The organism is Phenylobacterium glaciei (genome assembly GCF_016772415.1).
Classification (GTDB): domain Bacteria; phylum Pseudomonadota; class Alphaproteobacteria; order Caulobacterales; family Caulobacteraceae; genus Phenylobacterium; species Phenylobacterium glaciei.
Map to the genome: position 1 here is coordinate 966,516 of NZ_JAGSGD010000001.1, position 17,866 is coordinate 984,381.

Here is a 17,866-nt window from a genome sequence, read left to right on the forward strand (position 1 = left end):
TCAAAGGTCCCGGCTCTGTTCCGGCCACTTATGGCTTCGGCTTAGCCGCCCGTGATGACCAATGTACGTGGACGATTTTCCAAGCGCCGGACACCCGCCGTAGCACCATCGTCTCGGTGGTGATCTGGTCAATGTCGCGTTCCTGGTAGCGGCCCTGCGTTCGCCCTTCGCTGGCGACCCACGCCACATCACCGCTGACGCCGCCGCTTCGGCCGGTCATATGCGAGCCCACCGCCTTGGCGAACACGGCGTCGGCGGGGAGGTGGTGACCGGCGTACTCCGCTTTTGATCGCTCGGCCTCGCCCTCCTCGAAGACGACGAGGGCGTCGGAGAGGTACCCGGCCGCTGCTGTTGTGTCGCCCCGCTCAAGCGCGGCGTGGAAGGCGTCCACGACCTCGGCGGCGGATGGGTCGAAGGTGGGCTGCGACAATGCTGCAGGTTTGGCCTGGCCTGCCGGATGGGCCACGGCCGCAGTTCCGGCCGCGATCATCACGACAGCGGCGAAAAGCCCGCAGAGGCCGATTGCCGACGTGCACTTGGTGCGGTTCCAGGGGCTTATAGTCAGAGGCATGAGTAGCTCCGCATTCCAGGGGGGCGCCGAGCGAACGTCGGATCAGGATCGACGGGGAGGTCAATGCGCTCAAGCTCGACGTGCGCCTCTATACCTACAAGGTATCGCCGCTCCTGACCGCGGCGCGGGTCTATCAAGGCCAGACCACGAATTTCAGGACGCCCGGCGGTGGCTTCGCACCGGTCTTCGTTACCTGACCAGCGTCCTTGGCGCCAACCCAGCTGATCGCAGGCCGCCGTCGAGGGTCTGTGCGAGGAGCTTGCGCGCGCGGTAGACGCGGGTCTCGACGCTCTTGGCGCTGATCCCGAGGATTTCGCCGGCTTCCTGCTGAGGACGGCCTTCGATCGCCGTCAGGATCAGCGGCGCTCGAAGGGCCAAGGGCAGGCGGGCGATGGCGCGATCCAGTTCGGCGAGCTGTTCCTGCTCGATCATCGCCTCGTCGGCTGAGAGGGCTGCGTCCGGGCGGACCTGCGCCTCGCTGTCTTCAAAGGACCGAGATCCAAAGATCAATCGCCGCACGGCGATCCGACGACCACGATCGCGGGCCTTGTTGATGGCGATGGTCCGCAGCCAGACCCCAAAGGGACGCCCCGGGTCATAGCGCGCCAAAGCGCTCCACGCCGCTATGAACGCCTCGTGCGCTGCTTCATAGGCTTCGTCGGCGTCTCCCAGATAGCGCCGGAGAAGCCGATACAAGGGCTCCTTGTGGCGGCCGACCAAGATCGCATAGGCGCGCTCATCTCCCGTCGCAGCCGCTGTCGCCAGCTCCGCATCGGATCGATCCGTCGCGTCGCTCACGACGGGTCTTCGGTCAGCGCCTTTGCGACTGTGTCGTCGAAACGTGCGGTCTGTTCGGAGGTGAGAACCTGACGCATCGCCAGCACGTGCAGGATGCTCTGCTTCTGCAGCTCGCTCATCGCGTGGTGAGATCGGTCGATCGCCTGCTGCACGGCTGGCGTATAGGCGTGGCCCGCCTGAATGGCCTGAGCAAGATCAGCGTTCGCTGCCCGCATTTCGGCTTCGAGCGCATGGCGGCGGACGGCATAGTCGCGCTCCAGGCCCCCGATCCGCCGGTCTTGCTCTGTCGTCAGGTTGAGGCTCTCGTGCATCGTCTGGTGAAGCGATGCGGGGTGATGCATCTGGCCGACCACGTAGCGCGCTCCGCCCCAAGCCCCCGCCGCCGCTGCGGCTACAGAAAGGGCGATGGTGAGCAGCAGGCCGCGCGTAGCCCCCATCACTCACCCTCAAGCAGGGTAGAGGGCGCGAGATGCGCCACCGTCGAGAATGGGCTGATCTGCGGTGGTTGGGTGAGTGTGCTCGCCGCGGCCATGCCGCCTGTCGTCACGCCGATCGCGAGCGCCACGCCGATGGAAGCCACCCGGATGGGGGCCAGGGCTCGCGCGGCCTGAATGTCGTCGCGTCGCCTCGCAACGCCTTGCAGAACGACATGCTCGAATCCGTCCAGTGACCGGTCCGGCCTGGCGTCCGCCAAACGCGATATCAGATGGTCCAGGTCGTCCCGCATCGCAGTGTCCTTTGCCGCAGCCTACTGACTATACGAAAGACATGACCCTGATCCCGCAAGCCGGATCGGGACGCGGAAGAAAGTCGGGCTGCTAGCCCCGCGCTGACAAAGCTCAGCGGGTCCGCTCCAGCAGGGCGATCAACTCAGACGCCTTCTGGCGCTGCTGCTCGGTGTCGCCGCTGACAATGGCGCTCTCGATGCAGTGGTCGAGGTGGGCTTTCAGCATCTCGCTTTCCACCTTCGCCAGCGCCGCGCGTACGGCCTGGATCTGGGTCAGGACGTCGATGCAGTAGCGGTCATCGTCGACCATGCGTGAGATGCCGCGCACCTGACCCTCGATCCGGTTCAGTCGGTTCAGCAGCTTGGGTTTGTTGTCCTGGATCAATGTCAGTCCTCCGTGCGTTCCACATATACCCCCTGTGGGCATGGGTTGAAATACCCCGTAGAGGTATATAGGTGTCCCTCAACGCCGGGACAGGCGTCCAGAAACGAGGCTTGCGATGAGTTCCGATCATCAACACCACGCGCACCCCCAATCCGCTGAACCGGCCTCGAAGGTGATCGATCCGGTGTGTGGGATGACGGTCGATCCTTTGACGACGCCGCACCACGCCGAGCATGGCGGGCACGACTTCCACTTCTGCTCCGCCGGATGCCGCACCAAGTTCCAGGCTGATCCGGTCCGTTACCTTGAGCCAACGGCCGCCGCCTCGGAGCCGCCGGCGAACCCCGGCGCGATCTACACCTGCCCGATGCATCCGCAGATCCGCCAGCCCGGCCCAGGGTCCTGCCCGATCTGCGGCATGGCCCTGGAGCCGGAAACGATCACCGCCGACAGCGGTCCAAATCCGGAACTGGCCGATATGAGCCGGCGCTTCTGGATCGGCTTGGTGCTGGCCGTGCCAGTTTTTGTTCTGGAGATGGGCGGGCACCTCCCGGGCCTGATGGGATTGGTCAGCTCGCACACATCACACTGGATTCAGTTCGCGCTGGCCACGCCGGTGGTGCTGTGGGCCGGCTGGCCCTTCTTCCAGCGCGGTTGGACGTCGCTCGTCACGCGTCATCTGAACATGTTCACGCTGATCGCCATGGGGGTCGGTGTCGCCTGGATCTACAGCGTGGCCGCGGTGCTGGCGCCCGGACTGTTCCCGCCCGCCTTCCGGGACATGTCGGGCGCCGTGCCGGTCTATTTCGAGGCGGCGGCGGTCATCACCGTGCTGGTGTTGCTGGGCCAGGTGCTCGAGCTTCGCGCCCGGGAGCAGACCTCCGGCGCGATCAAGGCCCTGCTCAACCTCGCGCCGAAGACCGCGCGCCGTATCCGCGAGGATGGAACCGACGAGGAGGTCACCCTTGACCTGATCCAGGTCGGGGACCGTCTTCGCGTGCGACCTGGCGAGAAAATCCCCGTGGACGGCGCCCTTGTCGAAGGGCGGGCGTCGATCGATGAGTCCCTGGTCACCGGGGAGTCCATGCCGGTGACCAAGGAGGCCGAAGGCAAGGTCATCGCCGGGTCCCTGAACAAGACGGGCTCATTCATCATGCGGGCCGAGAAGGTGGGCGCCGACACGCTGTTGTCGCGCATCGTCCAGATGGTCGCCGAGGCGCAGCGTAGCCGAGCCCCGATCCAGCGACTGGCGGACACCGTGGCGGGCTGGTTCGTGCCCGCGGTCATCGCCGTCGCGCTGCTGGCAGGTCTGATCTGGGCGCTGGTCGGTCCCGAACCTCGCTTCGCCTATGCTCTGGTGGCGGCGGTGTCGGTGCTGATCATCGCTTGCCCCTGCGCGCTCGGCCTGGCGACGCCCATGTCGATCATGGTCGGTGTCGGCCGCGGCGCCCGCGAGGGGGTGCTGATCAAGAACGCCGAAGCCCTCGAGCGCTTTGAGAAGGTCGATACCCTGGTGATCGACAAGACCGGCACCCTCACCGAGGGGCGACCGGCGGTCACCGCCATCAAGACGGTCGCGGGTATCGAGGAGGGCGAGCTTCTAAGGCTCGCGGCCAGCCTTGAACGCGGCAGCGAGCACCCGCTCGCCGACGCGGTGCTGCGGGCGGCCAAGGACCGTGGCCTCTCGCTTTCGGAGGCCGCTGACTTCGACTCTCCAGTTGGCCGAGGGGTGATCGGCACTGTGGACGGCAAGAAGGTCGTGCTCGGTGGCGCGCCGCTGATGGCCGAGCAGGGCGTCGATCTGGGCCCGTTGCTAGCTGAGGCTGAAGCGCTGCGTCAGGATGGGACGACGGCCGTCTTCGCCGCGATCGACGGACGACTGGCCGGCGTCCTCGGGATCGCCGACCCGATCAAGCCGACCACGCCGGACGCGGTGCGGGCGCTGCTTGCTGATGGGGTCCGGCTGGTGATGATGACCGGCGACAACCGCACGACGGCGATCGCCGTCGCCAGGAAGCTGGGCATCGAGGAGGTTGAGGCAGAGGTGCTGCCGCAGGACAAGGCCAAGGTGGTGCAGAAACTGCGCGCCGAAGGCCGGGTCGTGGCAATGGCCGGTGATGGGGTCAATGACGCGCCGGCGCTGGCCGCCGCCGACATTGGCGTCGCCATGGGCGCTGGGTCGGACGTGGCGATCGAGAGCGCGGGGGTGACCCTGCTGAAGGGCGATCTGCAGGGCCTGGTGCGCGCCAGGCGCCTGTCGCGCATGGTGATGCGCAACATCCGCCAGAATCTGGTGTTCGCCTTCATCTACAACGTGGCCGGAGTCCCGATCGCGGCAGGCGTGCTCTATCCGGTGTTCGGTTGGCTGCTGTCGCCCCAGATCGCCGCTGCGGCCATGGCGTTGTCGTCGGTGAGCGTGATCACAAACGCCCTGCGGCTCCGGGCCGCCAGGCTTTGAGCGTGGTTCTGCCCATCTCGACGGCGACATTCGCTTTTCGGCGCGTGTCATGAGGGCAATTGCCTGCCTTGTGCGTACTCCTCGCAGTGCGCCGGCCGGCGACACCTGTGCTCATGGGATCTCGGACCGTCATGAAGGATTTTGATCGCCGACAGCTGTTGCGCGGCGCCAGCGTGATCGGCGGCGGCCTGGCGCTCAGTTCTCTGCTGCCCGGGTGGGCGCAGAGCGCGACGCCCGGGGCCGCGCCAGCTCTGCCAACCCTGATGGGTCCCAATGTAGATCTGCGCATCGGGCATTCAGAACTGAAGGTGGACGGCCGGACCGGACACGCCGTGACGATCAACGGAACTGTCCCGGGGCCCCTGCTGCGCTTCAGGGAGGGGCAGACGGTTCGCCTTTCCGTGACCAACAACCTCCACGAGGACACCTCCATCCACTGGCACGGTCTTCTGGTGCCTTTCCAGATGGATGGCGTGCCAGGCGTCACCTTCCCCGGCATCAAGCCCGGCCAAACCTTTGTCTACGAGTTCCCGCTCAAGCAGTCAGGCACCTACTGGTACCACAGCCATTCCGGCCTGCAGGAGGCCGAGGGGCACTATGGGCCGATCATCATCGACCCGGCCGAGCCCGACCCCGTGGCCTACGACCGAGAGCACGTCGTCGTGCTCTCGGATTACAGCTTCATGCACCCCCACCTGATCTTCAAACGAATGAAGCAGCAGAGTGGGGCCTTCAACTATCAGAAGCAGACTGTCGCCAGTCTCCTCGCCGGCAAGGACCAGACGCTCCAGGAGCGGGCCGAGTGGGCCAAGATGCTCATGGACCCGACAGACATTTCAGACGTGACCGGCGCGGTCCTGAACTTCCTCATCAACGGCCACGGCCCGGCGGACAATTGGACGGGTCTGTTCACGCCAGGAGAACGGGTGCGCCTGCGCTTCATCAACACCGCGGCGCAAATGATCTTCAACGTGCGCATTCCGGGCCTGAAGATGACCGTCGTGGCCGCGGACGGTCAAAACGTTCGACCGGTCGAGGTGGACGAGTTCCAGATCGCCAACGCCGAGACCTACGATGTGATCGTGCAGCCTACAGAGGACAAGGCCTTCACTCTGGTGGCCGAGGCGGTGGACCGCTCCGGGATGGGCCGCGCGACCCTCGCGCCCCGGCCCGGCATGACGGCGCCGGTCCCACCGCTGAGGTCGCGGCCACGCTCGACCATGAAGGACATGGGCATGGACATGAGCGCCATGCAGGCTCCGGCCACAGCCGGATCCGGCGACGCCATGGCCGGCATGGACCACGCCGCCATGGGCCACGACATGGCGGCGATGGCGGCGATGCCGGGTATGGCCGCCACGCCTGGTATGGCGCCGCCAAAGCCGCGGGGCTCCGATGTGATGGGCGACATGGGCGGCATGGAGATGTCCATGCGCGACCCACAGTTTGCGCCGCAGGTGAAGATGGGCCCTGGCGTGCAGTCGATTGCGCCCCTGCCGGTCGACCGCACGGGCGAGCCTGGTCAAGGCCTGGAAAGCGTGGGTCACCGGGTGCTGGTCTACAAGGACCTCTTCGCCCTGACCCCCAACGCAGACCTTCGCCCGCCGACCCGCGCGCTGGACATCCACCTGACCGGCAACATGGAGCGGTTCATGTGGGGGTTCGACGGTCTGAAGTTCAGCGAGACCACCCAGCCCTACGCCTTCGAGGCGGGTGAGCGGGTGCGGGTGACCTTGATCAACGACACGATGATGGCCCACCCCATACACCTGCACGGCCACTTCTTCGAGCTGACCCATGCGCCGGCCGGCTATGGGCCGAGAAAGCATACGGTGACGGTGTTGCCGGGGGGAAAGGTGTCCTGGGACTTCACCGCGGACGCCGGAGACTGGGCGTTCCACTGCCACATGCTGTACCATATGCATGCCGGCATGTTTCAGGTGTTCAGCGTTCGCCCCCTCGCCGGAGGCGCGGCATGAACCGTCTCGCTCTGATCGGACTCGCGCCGCTCGTCCTGGCCGCGCCAGCCCTGGCGCAGCCGATGGATCACTCGAACATGCCCGGCATGAGCATGGCGGCTCCCACGCCGGCGACCGACCCCCACGCTGGCCACACGATGCCCGCCGCGCCTGAGACGCCGGCGGCGGACCCTCACGCCGGGCACACAATGGCGCCCGGAACGCCGCCCATGGATCATGCCGCCATGCCGGAAATGGCCACGGCGGGCGTCACCGGCGGCCAACGGTTGCTGAGCGAGATCGAGGTCCCAAAGACGCCCCCGCCGGCGGCCCCCGCAGACCACGCGGCCGACAGCTACTTTTCTCCCGAAGCCATGTTGGCGGCGCGGACCCAACTGCGGCAAGAGCACGGCGCGATGCCCGTCTCCAAGGTGATGGCCAGCCTCGCCGAACACCAGGCGCGCAAGGGCGCTGACGGCTATCGCTGGGAAGGCGAGGCCTGGTTCGGCGGCGACATCAACCGCCTCGTCCTGAAGACCGAAGGCGAAGGGACCTCAGGTGAAGGTGTCGAGAGCGCGGAATTGCAGGCGCTCTATTCGCGCGCCGTGGGCGTCTACACCGACCTCCAGGTTGGCGTGCGGCAGGACTTCGAGCCGCGCGGACGCACCTATGCCACCGTCGGCTTCGAGACCCTGCTGCCCTATTGGTTCGAGGTCGAGGGCGCGGCGTTCCTCTCGACCAAGGGCGATCTGCTCGGACGGCTGGAGGGCAGCTACGATCTCCGGCTGACCAACCGCTGGATCCTGCAGCCCCGCGCCGAGCTGAATTTCGCCGCCCAGGACGACCGCGCCGCGGGCAGGGGGGCAGGCCTGTCGAACGCCGAACTCGGTCTTCGCCTTCGCTACGAGATCCGGCGCGAGTTCGCGCCCTATATCGGCGTCTCCTGGGAGCGAAAGGTCGGCCGAACCGCCGACTACGCCCGGACCCTGGGTGAGCGTGTCGAGGACAAGAGCATCGTGGTCGGCGTGCGGAGCTTCTTCTAGGGCCGCCTGAACGACCGAGGTGGGGACTACCCGGCGGAGACCGGTGCCAGCGTACCGAGCCAGGCCACCAGGCCCAGCACCAGAATGGAGAGAGCGGTCTCGAAGAGCAGGCTGCGGCGCAGAGCGTCCAGCGCGTGATCGCTTGCCTGGCCGCCGTCGATAGCCGCGCCCAGCGCTGGCGTCAGGCGGAAGCGGTTGGCGGCGGCAAGCGCCAACATGCTGACGAACAGCACGAGCTTCAGCGACAGCAGTTGGCCATAGGGTGTGGTCCAGAGGCCGGAAATGCGGGCGGGTCCGACCAGGAACCAACTGTTGACCAGGCCGGTGGCGACAATCACGGCGACCAGGCCCGTGCCGACGCCGGAGAAGTCGTGGAGGGCATTGTGCAGCACCCCGTCCAGCATGACCGATGGCGCCCGGGGTCGAAGCAGAAGGAAGAACGCCACCAGCGCGCCGATCCAGGCGCCTGCGGCCAGGGTGTGAAGGATATCGGCGCTTAGGTGCAGCAGGCCCAGCGCGCCCTCGGTGGCGGCGCCATGACCCATCCAGGCAAAGCTCGCGCTGATGACGGCGCCCAGGCCGGCGCAGAGCCACCAGGTTGTGCGGCTGACCCGCCGCGCCAGGGCCACCAGCGCCAGGGCCGCGGCGCCGGCCCGGATCAGCGTCGAAGGTCCCATCGACATGGTGGTCATCACCGCCGACAGCGACGACGCAGTCATACCCTCACGGATCGATCCGGCGAGGATCGAGGTGTGGGCCAAGAGGCCCACCACACTGGCCGCCAGCACGACACCGGCCGCCCAGACCAGAGCCTTTTGCGGCCAGCCTAGCTCGGCGCCTGATCCCGCGCCGTCCTGGGGCAGGGCGTAGAGCAGGAAGAGCGATGATCCGAACAGGATCATCGCGCCTGCGAACTCCAAAAGCCTGAGGACGATGACCGCAGGCTCGAGCACGCGCTACTTCACCGAGAAGGGAACGACGCCGTCCATCTTGTGGCCGTCGTCGGACGCCGCGTGCCAGGTGATCACATAGGCGCCCGGCATCAGCTTTCCCTGGGGCTTGCCGACGATGGTCAGGTGGTCTTTGGAGACCGTGGTCTTCATCTTGACCTTCATGCCGTTCATCGCGGGCATGCTGAGTTCGAATTTGGAGAACGCGGGCGTCAGCTTCTCGTTGAAGGTCAGGCTGATGGTCTTCGGCGACCCGATTGTCGCGTTGGCGTCCGGGGTCGATGTCACGAGGTGGGCATGAGCGGCGGCCTGGCCCGCGATGAGCAGGGCCGCGCTGGCGGCGAGGCCTGCGAAGGTGAGGTGTCGGCGCATCATCATCAAATTCCCGTTGGCTGAGTTCGGTCCCTGCCAAACATACGCAACAGCGCCGACGATCCCTCATCGATCCCAGCAGGTGCTGGTGCGCGGGTGGGGGCAGTCGGGGGTCGAGTTGTCTCCCAATGGAGGATCCAACTGGGCCAGCCTGTTAGGCGAGCTGGATGAAGTCACAATGCTCGCGCAACCAGCGCGAGTTCGCGAGGACTTTTGGGCAGTTCCCTCGTGGACACCTATTTGCCCTGACTGTCTGGCGTTGGAGGCGGTGGGAGGTCGATACGTCTCGCCCGGCGCTTCGGCATAGGCCGATGCCTTTTTTCGCCGCCCATCCCTGACGCCGTGGGTCATCATTCGGACGGCCCGTGTCACGGCCGAGGAGGTCCAGATGAGTCTTTCGCGCCGAGGTGTGCTTGCCGCGGGCGTCGCGGCGCCGTCCCTCTACGGCCTGGGGGCGTTCGCCGCCTCGGCCTGGAGCCTGCCACCCGTGCGCAAAGTGATCGAGACGGAGCACGTCTGGATTCCGATGGCCGATGGCGTACGCCTGTCGGCCCGGCTGTTCGTGCCCGCCGGCGCGGAAGGAGAGCCCGCGCCGGCGGTGCTCGAATACATCCCCTACCGCAAGCGCGACGGCTATCGCAGCCACGACACCGCCTGGGGGCGCCAACTGGCCGGCCACGGGATCGGCTATGTGCGGGTCGACGTGCGCGGCTCGGGCGACTCCGAGGGCGTGATGGTCGACGAGTACGACATCCCCGAGCTCAATGACGGCGTGGCCATCATCGACTGGATTTCCCGCCAGTCCTGGTGCTCGGGCGCGGTGGGGATGCGCGGCATCTCCTGGGGCGGTATCAACACCCTGCAGGTGGCCGCGATGCGGCCCAAGGCGCTGAAGGCCATCATGGCGCTGGGGACCACCGACACCCGCTATGGAAATGACGCCCATTATGTCGGCGGCGCGCTGGGCCACACCAACCTGCAATGGGGCATCGGCTTCAAGGCGGTGATGGCCGGGCCGCCCGACCCCGCCAATGTCGGCCCTGATTGGCAGGCCATGTGGCGCCAGCGGCTGGAGGCCACCCCGCCGATCATGGCCACCTGGCTGGAGCACCAGACCAATGACGCTTATTGGCGGCGCGGCTCGGTGGGTCTCGATTGGGGGGCGATCCAGGTTCCCACCTATGTGGTGGGCGGCTGGCAGGACACCTACTCCAATCCCATCGGTCGGATGCTGGAGAAGCTGCAGGTCCCCCGCAAGGGTCTGATCGGTCCCTGGGGTCATACCTATCCGTGGACGGCCGAGCCCATGGGCCTGGACTGGGCCTATGAGGAGGTCCGCTGGTGGGAGCAGTGGCTGAAGGGCGTCGACACCGGGATCATGGACGAGCCCATGCTGCGGGCCTTCATGCCGTACGCCACCTGGGCTGAGGTGCGGCCGACGGAAATCCCCGGACGCTGGGTGGCGGAAAAGGTCTGGCCTGCGCCGGCCATCACGCCGCGCGACTTCCACCTGACCTCCGAGGGGTTGGCCGGAGAGGCCGGCCCCGCCCGCACGGTCACCTATGTCGGCGACAAGGTGGTGGGTCTGACCAAGCCCGAATGGATCGACCGCCCGCCTATCGAACAGTCGCTCGACGACGCCCGCTCGCTGGTGTTCGATGGCGAGCCGCTGGCCGAGGATCTGGAGATCCTGGGCTATCCCATGGCCCACCTCCGCATCGCCGCCGACCGCCCCGTCGCCAAGGTCGCGGTGCGGGTGACGGAGGTGACGCCGGAGGGAAAGTCCTGGCTGGTAAGCTACGGACTGAAGAACCTCACCCACCGCGACTCCGACGAAACACCGCAGGCCCTGGAGCCAGGCCGGTCCTACGACGTGAGCTTCCCGCTGTTCCTGGTGGGCCACCGCTTCACGCGGGGCAACCGCATTCGCGTCGCGATCAGCGAGAACCTCTGGCCCCTGGCCTGGCCCTCGCCGGAGATCGTCACCCTCAGCCTTGCGCTCGACCACAGCCGGGTCAGCCTGCCGGTGCGGCCCGCTGAGGCCTCACCTGCGCCGTTCCCGATTCCGATCAAGCATGCGCCGCCGCCCGCCAGCCCGCCGCCGCCGCCGGTGGTCACCACGGCGCCGGTGTCCCCCGGCCACTACCGGATCGAGCTCGACAGCCTGCCGGTTCCCTTCACCTGGCCCGACATCGGGACCACCACCTCGCGGGGACGCTGGGAGACGGTGGAGTTGATCGAGGGTCAGCCCAATTCGGGCCGCTGGCGCCAGGAGGCGTCCAGTTCGTGGAAGCGCGACGCCTGGGACTGCAGCCTGTCGGCGGTGATCGAGCTGACGTCGACGCCCACCGAGTTCGTACTCTCCGAACAGCTGACGGCCAGGCAGGGCGCGACAGTGGTGTTCCAGCGTCGCAAGGACAGCCGCATTGCGCGCAATCTCGTCTAGCCAGCACCTGCTTCGCGGCGCCGGTCTCAACGAGGCGGAGCACGACGGCCTGCTGGTGCTGTCAGTCCAAGGTCCACTTGTCTCCGGTCGGGCGCAATTCGCCAAACCCCGGCCTGGCCTTAGCCCATGTCGGAGCGGCGTCTCCGGTAGAGGTCTCGACGGATGAGGATCTCCTTCATGGCCGCGCTGGAGGGGCGCAGACCGTCGGTGACGAGCGCCTGAGGCCGGCCGTGACGGTTCATCGCCTTCCTGATGAATTTCAAAGCCGCAGCCTTGTCGCGCGTGGCGGTGACAAAGGATTCCGGCGCCTCGCCCTCGTGATCGACGGCCCGCCATAGATAGCTGACAAGACTCCCCGGTCCGTTCCCTGTCTCCCGCCCAGAAGCCATGGACTGATCTTGGCGCCCGGCAGCCGATCAGTTTGACCGGGGACTCGCCAGCCCACGGTTCAGCCACAGGGCCAGAAGGGTGGCCAGGGCGCCGGACAGCAGATAGCCGCCGGCGGCGATCAGGCCAAAATGGGTGGAGAGCGCGAGGGCGGCGAGGGGCGCGAAGCCGGCCCCGAACAGCCAGGCCAAGTCCGAGGTCAGGGCCGAACTGGTATATCGGTTGGCGAGCGAGAAGCTCGAGGCCACCGGCCCCGAGGCCTGGCCGAATGACAGGCCCAGGATGATGAACCCCGAGATCATGAACACCAGTTCGCCGGCCGGGCCGCCGTCGAGGAGCTGCGGGGCGAACCCGCTGAAGGCTGCGATCCCGGCGGCGGTGGCGGCCAGGACCGTGCGGCGGCCGTAGCGGTCGGCCAGGAGGCCCGAGACCAGGATCGCGACGATGCCGAACACCGCACCCACCACCTCGATCAGAAGAAAGCGGCTCGGCGGTTCGCGGGTGAACAGGAAGATCCAGGACAGCGGGAAGACGGTCACCATATGGAACATCGCGAAGCTGGCCAGGGGGGCGAACGCGCCGACGGCTATCTTCGGACCTTCCTCGGCGATCGCCTGGACCACCGGGGTCGGCTGCAGCTCCCGGCTCTTAAACAGGGTCTGGAAGGCTGGCGTGACCACGATCCGCAGGCGGGCGAACAGGGCCACCACATTGATCGCGAAAGCCACGAGGAATGGGTAGCGCCAGCCCCAGTCAAGGAAGTCGGCGGCCGATAGGACCTTGAGGAAATAGGTGAACAGGGCGCTGGCGACGATCAGGCCGATGGGCGCGCCGAGCTGCGGGATCATGGCGTACCAGCCACGCTTGTCAGCCGGTGCGTTGAGGGCCAGCAGGGACGCCAAGCCGTCCCAGGTTCCGCCAAGGGCTACGCCCTGGCCGATGCGGAAGGCGGCCAGCAAGATCGCCGACCAGGCGCCGATCTGCGCGTGACCCGGCAGGAAGGCCACCGCCACGGTGGAGGTGCCCAGCAGCAGCAGGGCGGAGGTCAGCTTGGATCCACGGCCAAAGCGCCGATCGATGGCGATGAACAGGGCTGTACCGAACGGCCTGGCGATGAAGGCCAGGGCGAAGATGGTGAAGGACAGCAGGGTGCCGGTGAGCGGGTCGGCATAGGGGAAGACCAGCTTGGGGAACACCACAACCGAGGCAATGGCGTAGACGAAGAAGTCGAAGAACTCAGAGGTCCGCCCGATGATTACGCCGATGGCGATTTCGCCCGGGTCGACCTTGCCGTGGCCAGCGTTGACCCGGGCGGCGTCGCGCTCCAACGGGGTGGATGACGGCAAGAGGCTATCTGTCGGCATGAACGGGGTCGCTATGGCCATGGGGATCGGACAGCGCGCACGCCGTCCTCTGAGGCTTTGTCTTTGAGCCCTTGGACGGTCAGGGGGGATTGGACAGATTGTCCAATGTCGGAGCCCGGGCGCGGAGCCTAGGTGGGGATGCAGGGACGCCCGGATGCGTCCCACCGCGTTCGTCACCCGATTGGATTTGCCTTGCGCCTCCGCCCGTTCCTGCTTGCGCCGTTCGTGATGTCGCTCAGCGCCTGCAGCGCCGTCGTGCTGGACCCGGCTGGCGATGTCGCCAGCCAGCAGCGTGACCTCTTGGTCACCTCTACCCTGCTGATGCTGCTGATCATCGTGCCGGTCCTGGTCCTGGTGGTGCTGTTCGCCTGGAGGTACCGGGCCTCCAACTCGGACGCGCGCTATGAGCCGGACTGGGATCATTCCACCCACCTGGAACTGGCGATCTGGTCCGCGCCCCTGATGATCGTGATCTGCCTGGGCGCGCTGACCTGGGCTGGGACCCATCTGCTCGATCCCTATCGTCCGCTTGACCGCATCAAGGCGGGGCAGGGGACGTCAGCCGCCGTCGAACCCCTGCAGGTCGACGTGGTGGCCTTGGATTGGAAATGGCTGTTCATCTACCCCGAGTACGGCATCGCCACCGTCAACGAGGTCGCCGCGCCCGTGGACCGTCCGATCCGCTTCCACATCACCTCGTCCTCGGTGATGAACTCCTTCTACATTCCCGCCCTGGCCGGCCAGATCTACGCCATGCCAGGCATGGAGACGCGCCTGCACGCGGTCATCAATCGCCCCGGCCGGTACCAGGGTTTCTCCGCCAACTATTCCGGCGCGGGCTTCTCGGGAATGCGCTTCACATTCCAGGGCCTGGACCAGCCGGGCTTCGAGCGCTGGGTCGCCGTGGCGCGTCAGAGCGGTGAAACCCTCGACCGCGGCCGCTATCTCGCCCTTGAGCGCCCCAGCGAGAAAACGCCAGTGATGCGGTTTTCGCGGGTCGACGCGCAGCTGTGGCCCGCGATCCTGGGCATGTGCGTCGAACCCGGGAAGATGTGCATGGGCGAGATGATGGCGATCGACCGTACGGGCGGTCTGGGTCTCCGCGCGGCGCGCAACACGCTGCCCCTCCTACACGACAAGCACGGCCGCAATCCCTCGGTCCTTGCCAGCTCCGACGCCTATGTCATGTCCATCTGCTCCCCGACCGACGACGGCCGCGACACGGCGGGCGTCGCCGATTCTGCCGGTCGGCTGCGGGCGGAGCACTTCGCCGCCCAGACGATGCCCTCAGACCGCCTGATAGGTGCGGGTCTGTCGCCGGTTTCAGCCCGGTTCCGCCCAGCCTTGTCCGTCGCCCCCGGCGCGCCTGCGCCCTCAGAGTCCTGATTGTCCGCCCATGTTCCCCGCACCCGCTGTCTCGCCGTTCCTCGGACGCTTCACTTTGGAGGCCCTGCCTCTGCACGAGCCCATCGTCGTGGCCACCTTCGCAGTGGTCGCTCTGGGCGGCGCAGCCGTGGTCGGCGCGCTCACCTGGTTCAAGCTCTGGGGCTATCTGTGGCGCGAGTGGTTCACCAGCGTCGACCACAAAAAGATCGGGATCATGTACATGATCCTGGGGATTATCATGCTGCTGCGCGGCTTCGCCGACGCGATCATGATGCGGCTCCAGCAGGCCATGGCCTTCAATGGGTCTGAGGGCTATCTCAACGCCCACCACTACGACCAGATTTTCACCGCCCACGGGGTGATCATGATCTTCTTCGTGGCCATGCCCCTGGTCACGGGCCTGATGAACTATGTGGTTCCGCTGCAGATCGGCGCCCGCGACGTCTCCTTCCCATTCCTGAACAATTTCAGCTTCTGGATGACGGCGGCCGGCGCGGTGATCGTGATGATGTCGCTGTTCGTGGGTGAATTCGCCCAGACCGGCTGGCTTGCGTATCCGCCGCTCTCCGGCATCGGCTACAGCCCGGGCGTCGGCGTTGACTACTACATCTGGGCCCTTCAGGTGGCCGGGGTTGGGACGACGCTTTCGGGCATCAATCTCATCGCCACCATCGTGAAGATGCGCGCCCCGGGCATGGGCCTGATGCAGATGCCGGTCTTCACCTGGACCTCACTTTGCACCAACGTCCTGATCGTGGCGTCTTTCCCGGTGCTGACGGCGGTGCTCGCCCTGCTGTCCCTGGATCGCTATGCGGGGATGAACTTCTTCACGAACGACTTCGGCGGCAACCCGATGATGTACGTGAACCTGATCTGGATCTGGGGACACCCGGAGGTCTACATCCTGATCCTGCCGCTGTTCGGGGTGTTTTCCGAGGTCACGGCGACGTTCTCCGGCAAGAAGATCTTCGGCTACACCTCGATGGTCTATGCGACGATCGTCATCACGATCCTTTCCTATCTCGTGTGGTTGCACCACTTCTTCACCATGGGCTCGGGCGCCAGCGTGAACTCGTTCTTCGGGATCACGACGATGATCATTTCGATCCCCACGGGGGCGAAACTGTTCAACTGGCTGTTCACGATGTACCGCGGCCGCATCCGGTTCGAACTGCCGATGATGTGGACGATCGCCTTCATGCTGACCTTCACGATCGGCGGCATGACCGGCGTGCTGCTGGCCGTTCCTCCCGCCGATTTCGTGCTGCACAACAGCCTCTTCCTGATCGCTCACTTCCACAATGTGATCATCGGCGGCGTGCTGTACGGCCTGTTCGCCGGCATCAACTACTGGTTCCCCAAGGCCTTCGGCTTCAGGCTCGACGAAAAGTGGGGGAAGATCAGCTTCTGGTTCTGGGTGATCGGCTTCTTCTTCGCCTTCATGCCGCTCTATGTGCTCGGCCTGATGGGGGTCACGCGCCGCCTGCGGACCTTCGACGATCCGTCCCTGCAGATCTGGTTCATCGTCGCAGGCTTTGGCGCCGCCTTGATCGCCGTCGGCATCGCCGCATTCCTGGTGCAGATCGCCGTCAGCATCCGCAACCGCGAGGCGCTGCGCGACGTGACCGGCGACCCATGGAACGGCCGCACCCTGGAATGGGCCACCTCCTCGCCGCCGCCGGAATACAATTTCGCCTTCACGCCGGTGATCCACGACAATGACGCCTGGTGGGACATGAAGGCCCGCGGCTATCAGCGGCGGACTACAGGCTTCAGGTCCATCCACATGCCCCGCAATACCGGGACCGGCGTGATCATTTCCGGCCTCTGCGTGGCCATGGCGATCGGCCTGATCTGGTATGTCTGGTGGCTGGCGGCCGCGAGCTTCGCAGGTGTTCTGGTCACGGCCATCGCGCACACCTTCAACTATGACCGCGACCATGACGTCCCGGCCGACGAGGTCGCGGTCTTTGAGGACGCCCGCACCCGCACCCTCGCGTCCCTGGGGGAGGTGCGCGCATGACCGCCGCCCATCAAGCCGTCCTGAGCGACGGGACGTCGCCGGTCTTCCACCTGCAGGACGAGCCGCATCACCCCGAGGGCTCCAGCACGATGCTGGGCTTCTGGATCTATCTGATGAGCGATTGCCTCATCTTCGCGATGCTTTTCGCGGCGTTCGGGGTGCTGGGCGGCGCCTATGCCGCCGGTCCTGCGCCGAAGGACCTGTTTGACCTGAAGCTGGTGGCGTTGAACACCGCGTTGCTGCTGTTCTCGTCGATCACCTACGGCTTCGCCATGCTGGCGATGGTCCGCGGGAAGGTCAGCCAGACCCAAGCCTGGCTGGCTGTCACCGGCCTGTTCGGGCTGGGTTTCCTGGGCGTCGAGTTCTACGAGTTCCGCCACTTGGTCCATGAAGGCGCCACGCCTCAGCGCAGCGCCTTCCTTTCATCCTTCTTCACCCTGGTCGGGACCCACGGTCTGCACGTGACCTTCGGCGTCATCTGGCTCGTCACCCTGATGATTCAAGTGGCCCGGGGAGGGCTGACGGTCGCCAACCAGCGCCGGCTCATGTGCCTGTCCATGTTCTGGCACTTCCTGGACGTGATCTGGATCGGGGTCTTCACCTTCGTCTATCTGCTTGGAATGCTGAGATGAGCGCGCCGACCCACGATCACGGCCATGCCGATCACGCGGTATCCGCCCACGGATCTCTGAAAGGCTATCTGACCGGCTTTGGCCTCTCGGTCGCCCTCACCGCCGTCCCCTTCGGGCTGGTGATGACCGGCGCGCTGCCGCCGCAGGTCACCGGTTTGATCGTCGTCGGCTTCGCCGCGGTCCAGATCGTCGTGCACATGATCTATTTCCTGCACATGAACGGGAAGGCGGAGGGCGGCTGGACGATCCTGGCTATGATTTTCACCATCATCATCGTGGTGATCACGCTCAGCGGTTCCCTTTGGGTCATGTCCCACCTCAACACCAACATGGGGCCCGCCCACGATATGAGCGAAGCGCCCTGAC

At 66.3% G+C, this 17,866-nt stretch carries 17 protein-coding genes; 8 read left to right on the plus strand and 9 right to left on the minus strand.

Annotated elements, in window-relative coordinates; all coding sequences use genetic code 11:
- Window positions 1-28 precede the first annotated feature (28 nt).
- The 5 genes from JKL49_RS04690 to JKL49_RS04710 form a co-directional block, all read right to left on the minus strand.
- Window positions 29-571, minus strand: coding sequence for a nuclear transport factor 2 family protein (locus JKL49_RS04690; protein ID WP_215338550.1), 543 nt, complete (start codon window positions 569-571; stop codon window positions 29-31).
- A 189-nt stretch (window positions 572-760) separates the two neighbouring features.
- Window positions 761-1,369, minus strand: a complete 609-nt coding sequence (locus JKL49_RS04695; RefSeq protein ID WP_215338551.1) for an RNA polymerase sigma factor — start codon at window positions 1,367-1,369, stop codon at window positions 761-763.
- Entirely contained in the window at window positions 1,366-1,806 is a 441-nt protein-coding gene (locus JKL49_RS04700) for a Spy/CpxP family protein refolding chaperone (protein WP_215338552.1), read from the minus strand. The genes JKL49_RS04695 and JKL49_RS04700 overlap by 4 nt, the downstream gene beginning before the upstream one ends.
- Window positions 1,806-2,096, minus strand: a complete 291-nt coding sequence (locus JKL49_RS04705) for a hypothetical protein (RefSeq protein WP_215338553.1) — start codon at window positions 2,094-2,096, stop codon at window positions 1,806-1,808. The genes JKL49_RS04700 and JKL49_RS04705 overlap by 1 nt, the downstream gene beginning before the upstream one ends.
- Window positions 2,097-2,208: 112 nt before the next feature.
- A complete protein-coding gene (locus JKL49_RS04710; protein WP_249778023.1) occupies window positions 2,209-2,481 on the minus strand; it encodes a metal-sensitive transcriptional regulator in 273 nt (90 codons plus the stop codon).
- Window positions 2,482-2,596: 115 nt separating this feature from the next.
- Between JKL49_RS04710 and JKL49_RS04715 the strand changes: the two genes are divergently transcribed.
- From JKL49_RS04715 to JKL49_RS04725, 3 genes are all read left to right on the plus strand, one after another.
- Window positions 2,597-4,939, plus strand: coding sequence for a heavy metal translocating P-type ATPase (locus JKL49_RS04715; RefSeq protein WP_215338555.1), 2,343 nt, complete (start codon window positions 2,597-2,599; stop codon window positions 4,937-4,939).
- Window positions 4,940-5,070: 131 nt separating this feature from the next.
- Window positions 5,071-6,918, plus strand: a complete 1,848-nt coding sequence (locus JKL49_RS04720) for a copper resistance system multicopper oxidase (protein WP_215338556.1) — start codon at window positions 5,071-5,073, stop codon at window positions 6,916-6,918.
- Window positions 6,915-7,940, plus strand: coding sequence for a copper resistance protein B (locus JKL49_RS04725; RefSeq protein WP_215338557.1), 1,026 nt, complete (start codon window positions 6,915-6,917; stop codon window positions 7,938-7,940). The genes JKL49_RS04720 and JKL49_RS04725 overlap by 4 nt, the downstream gene beginning before the upstream one ends.
- 26 nt (window positions 7,941-7,966) lie before the next feature.
- Here JKL49_RS04725 and copD read toward each other — a convergent pair whose 3' ends face one another.
- Entirely contained in the window at window positions 7,967-8,893 is a 927-nt protein-coding gene (gene copD, locus JKL49_RS04730) for a copper homeostasis membrane protein CopD (protein ID WP_215338558.1), read from the minus strand.
- Between the two features lie 3 nt (window positions 8,894-8,896).
- Window positions 8,897-9,265 carry a copper homeostasis periplasmic binding protein CopC gene (gene copC, locus JKL49_RS04735; RefSeq protein WP_215338559.1) on the minus strand — a complete coding sequence of 123 codons (369 nt, stop codon included), beginning with the start codon at window positions 9,263-9,265 and terminating at the stop codon, window positions 8,897-8,899.
- Window positions 9,266-9,650: 385 nt separating this feature from the next.
- On the opposite strand from copC, the gene JKL49_RS04740 reads away from it, so the two are divergent.
- Complete coding sequence (locus tag JKL49_RS04740; protein ID WP_215338560.1) at window positions 9,651-11,708, plus strand: CocE/NonD family hydrolase; 2,058 nt, start codon at window positions 9,651-9,653, stop codon at window positions 11,706-11,708.
- Between the two features lie 119 nt (window positions 11,709-11,827).
- Here the strand turns inward: JKL49_RS04740 and JKL49_RS04745 are convergent, their stop codons facing one another.
- Together JKL49_RS04745 and JKL49_RS04750 are read right to left on the minus strand one after the other, a co-directional pair.
- Complete coding sequence (locus JKL49_RS04745; protein ID WP_215338561.1) at window positions 11,828-12,097, minus strand: DDE-type integrase/transposase/recombinase; 270 nt, start codon at window positions 12,095-12,097, stop codon at window positions 11,828-11,830.
- Window positions 12,098-12,124: 27 nt separating this feature from the next.
- Window positions 12,125-13,459 carry an MFS transporter gene (locus JKL49_RS04750; protein WP_215338562.1) on the minus strand — a complete coding sequence of 445 codons (1,335 nt, stop codon included), beginning with the start codon at window positions 13,457-13,459 and terminating at the stop codon, window positions 12,125-12,127.
- Between the two features lie 192 nt (window positions 13,460-13,651).
- On the opposite strand from JKL49_RS04750, the gene cyoA reads away from it, so the two are divergent.
- The 4 genes from cyoA to cyoD are packed head-to-tail and all read left to right on the plus strand — an operon-like array spanning window position 13,652 to window position 17,865.
- Window positions 13,652-14,845: a ubiquinol oxidase subunit II gene (gene cyoA / locus JKL49_RS04755; protein WP_347340353.1), complete on the plus strand. Its 1,194-nt coding sequence runs from the start codon at window positions 13,652-13,654 to the stop codon at window positions 14,843-14,845.
- A 10-nt stretch (window positions 14,846-14,855) separates the two neighbouring features.
- The gene (gene cyoB / locus JKL49_RS04760; RefSeq protein WP_215338565.1) at window positions 14,856-16,868 is read left to right on the plus strand and encodes a cytochrome o ubiquinol oxidase subunit I; all 2,013 of its coding nucleotides are present in this window, start codon (window positions 14,856-14,858) and stop codon (window positions 16,866-16,868) included.
- On the plus strand, window positions 16,865-17,500 hold the full coding sequence (cyoC, locus tag JKL49_RS04765; RefSeq protein WP_215338567.1) for a cytochrome o ubiquinol oxidase subunit III: 636 nt from the start codon (window positions 16,865-16,867) through the stop codon (window positions 17,498-17,500). The genes cyoB and cyoC overlap by 4 nt, the downstream gene beginning before the upstream one ends.
- Window positions 17,497-17,865, plus strand: a complete 369-nt coding sequence (gene cyoD / locus JKL49_RS04770) for a cytochrome o ubiquinol oxidase subunit IV (RefSeq protein WP_215338569.1) — start codon at window positions 17,497-17,499, stop codon at window positions 17,863-17,865. Before cyoC ends, cyoD begins: the two co-directional genes overlap by 4 nt.
- The last annotated feature ends 1 nt before the right edge of the window (window position 17,866 follow it).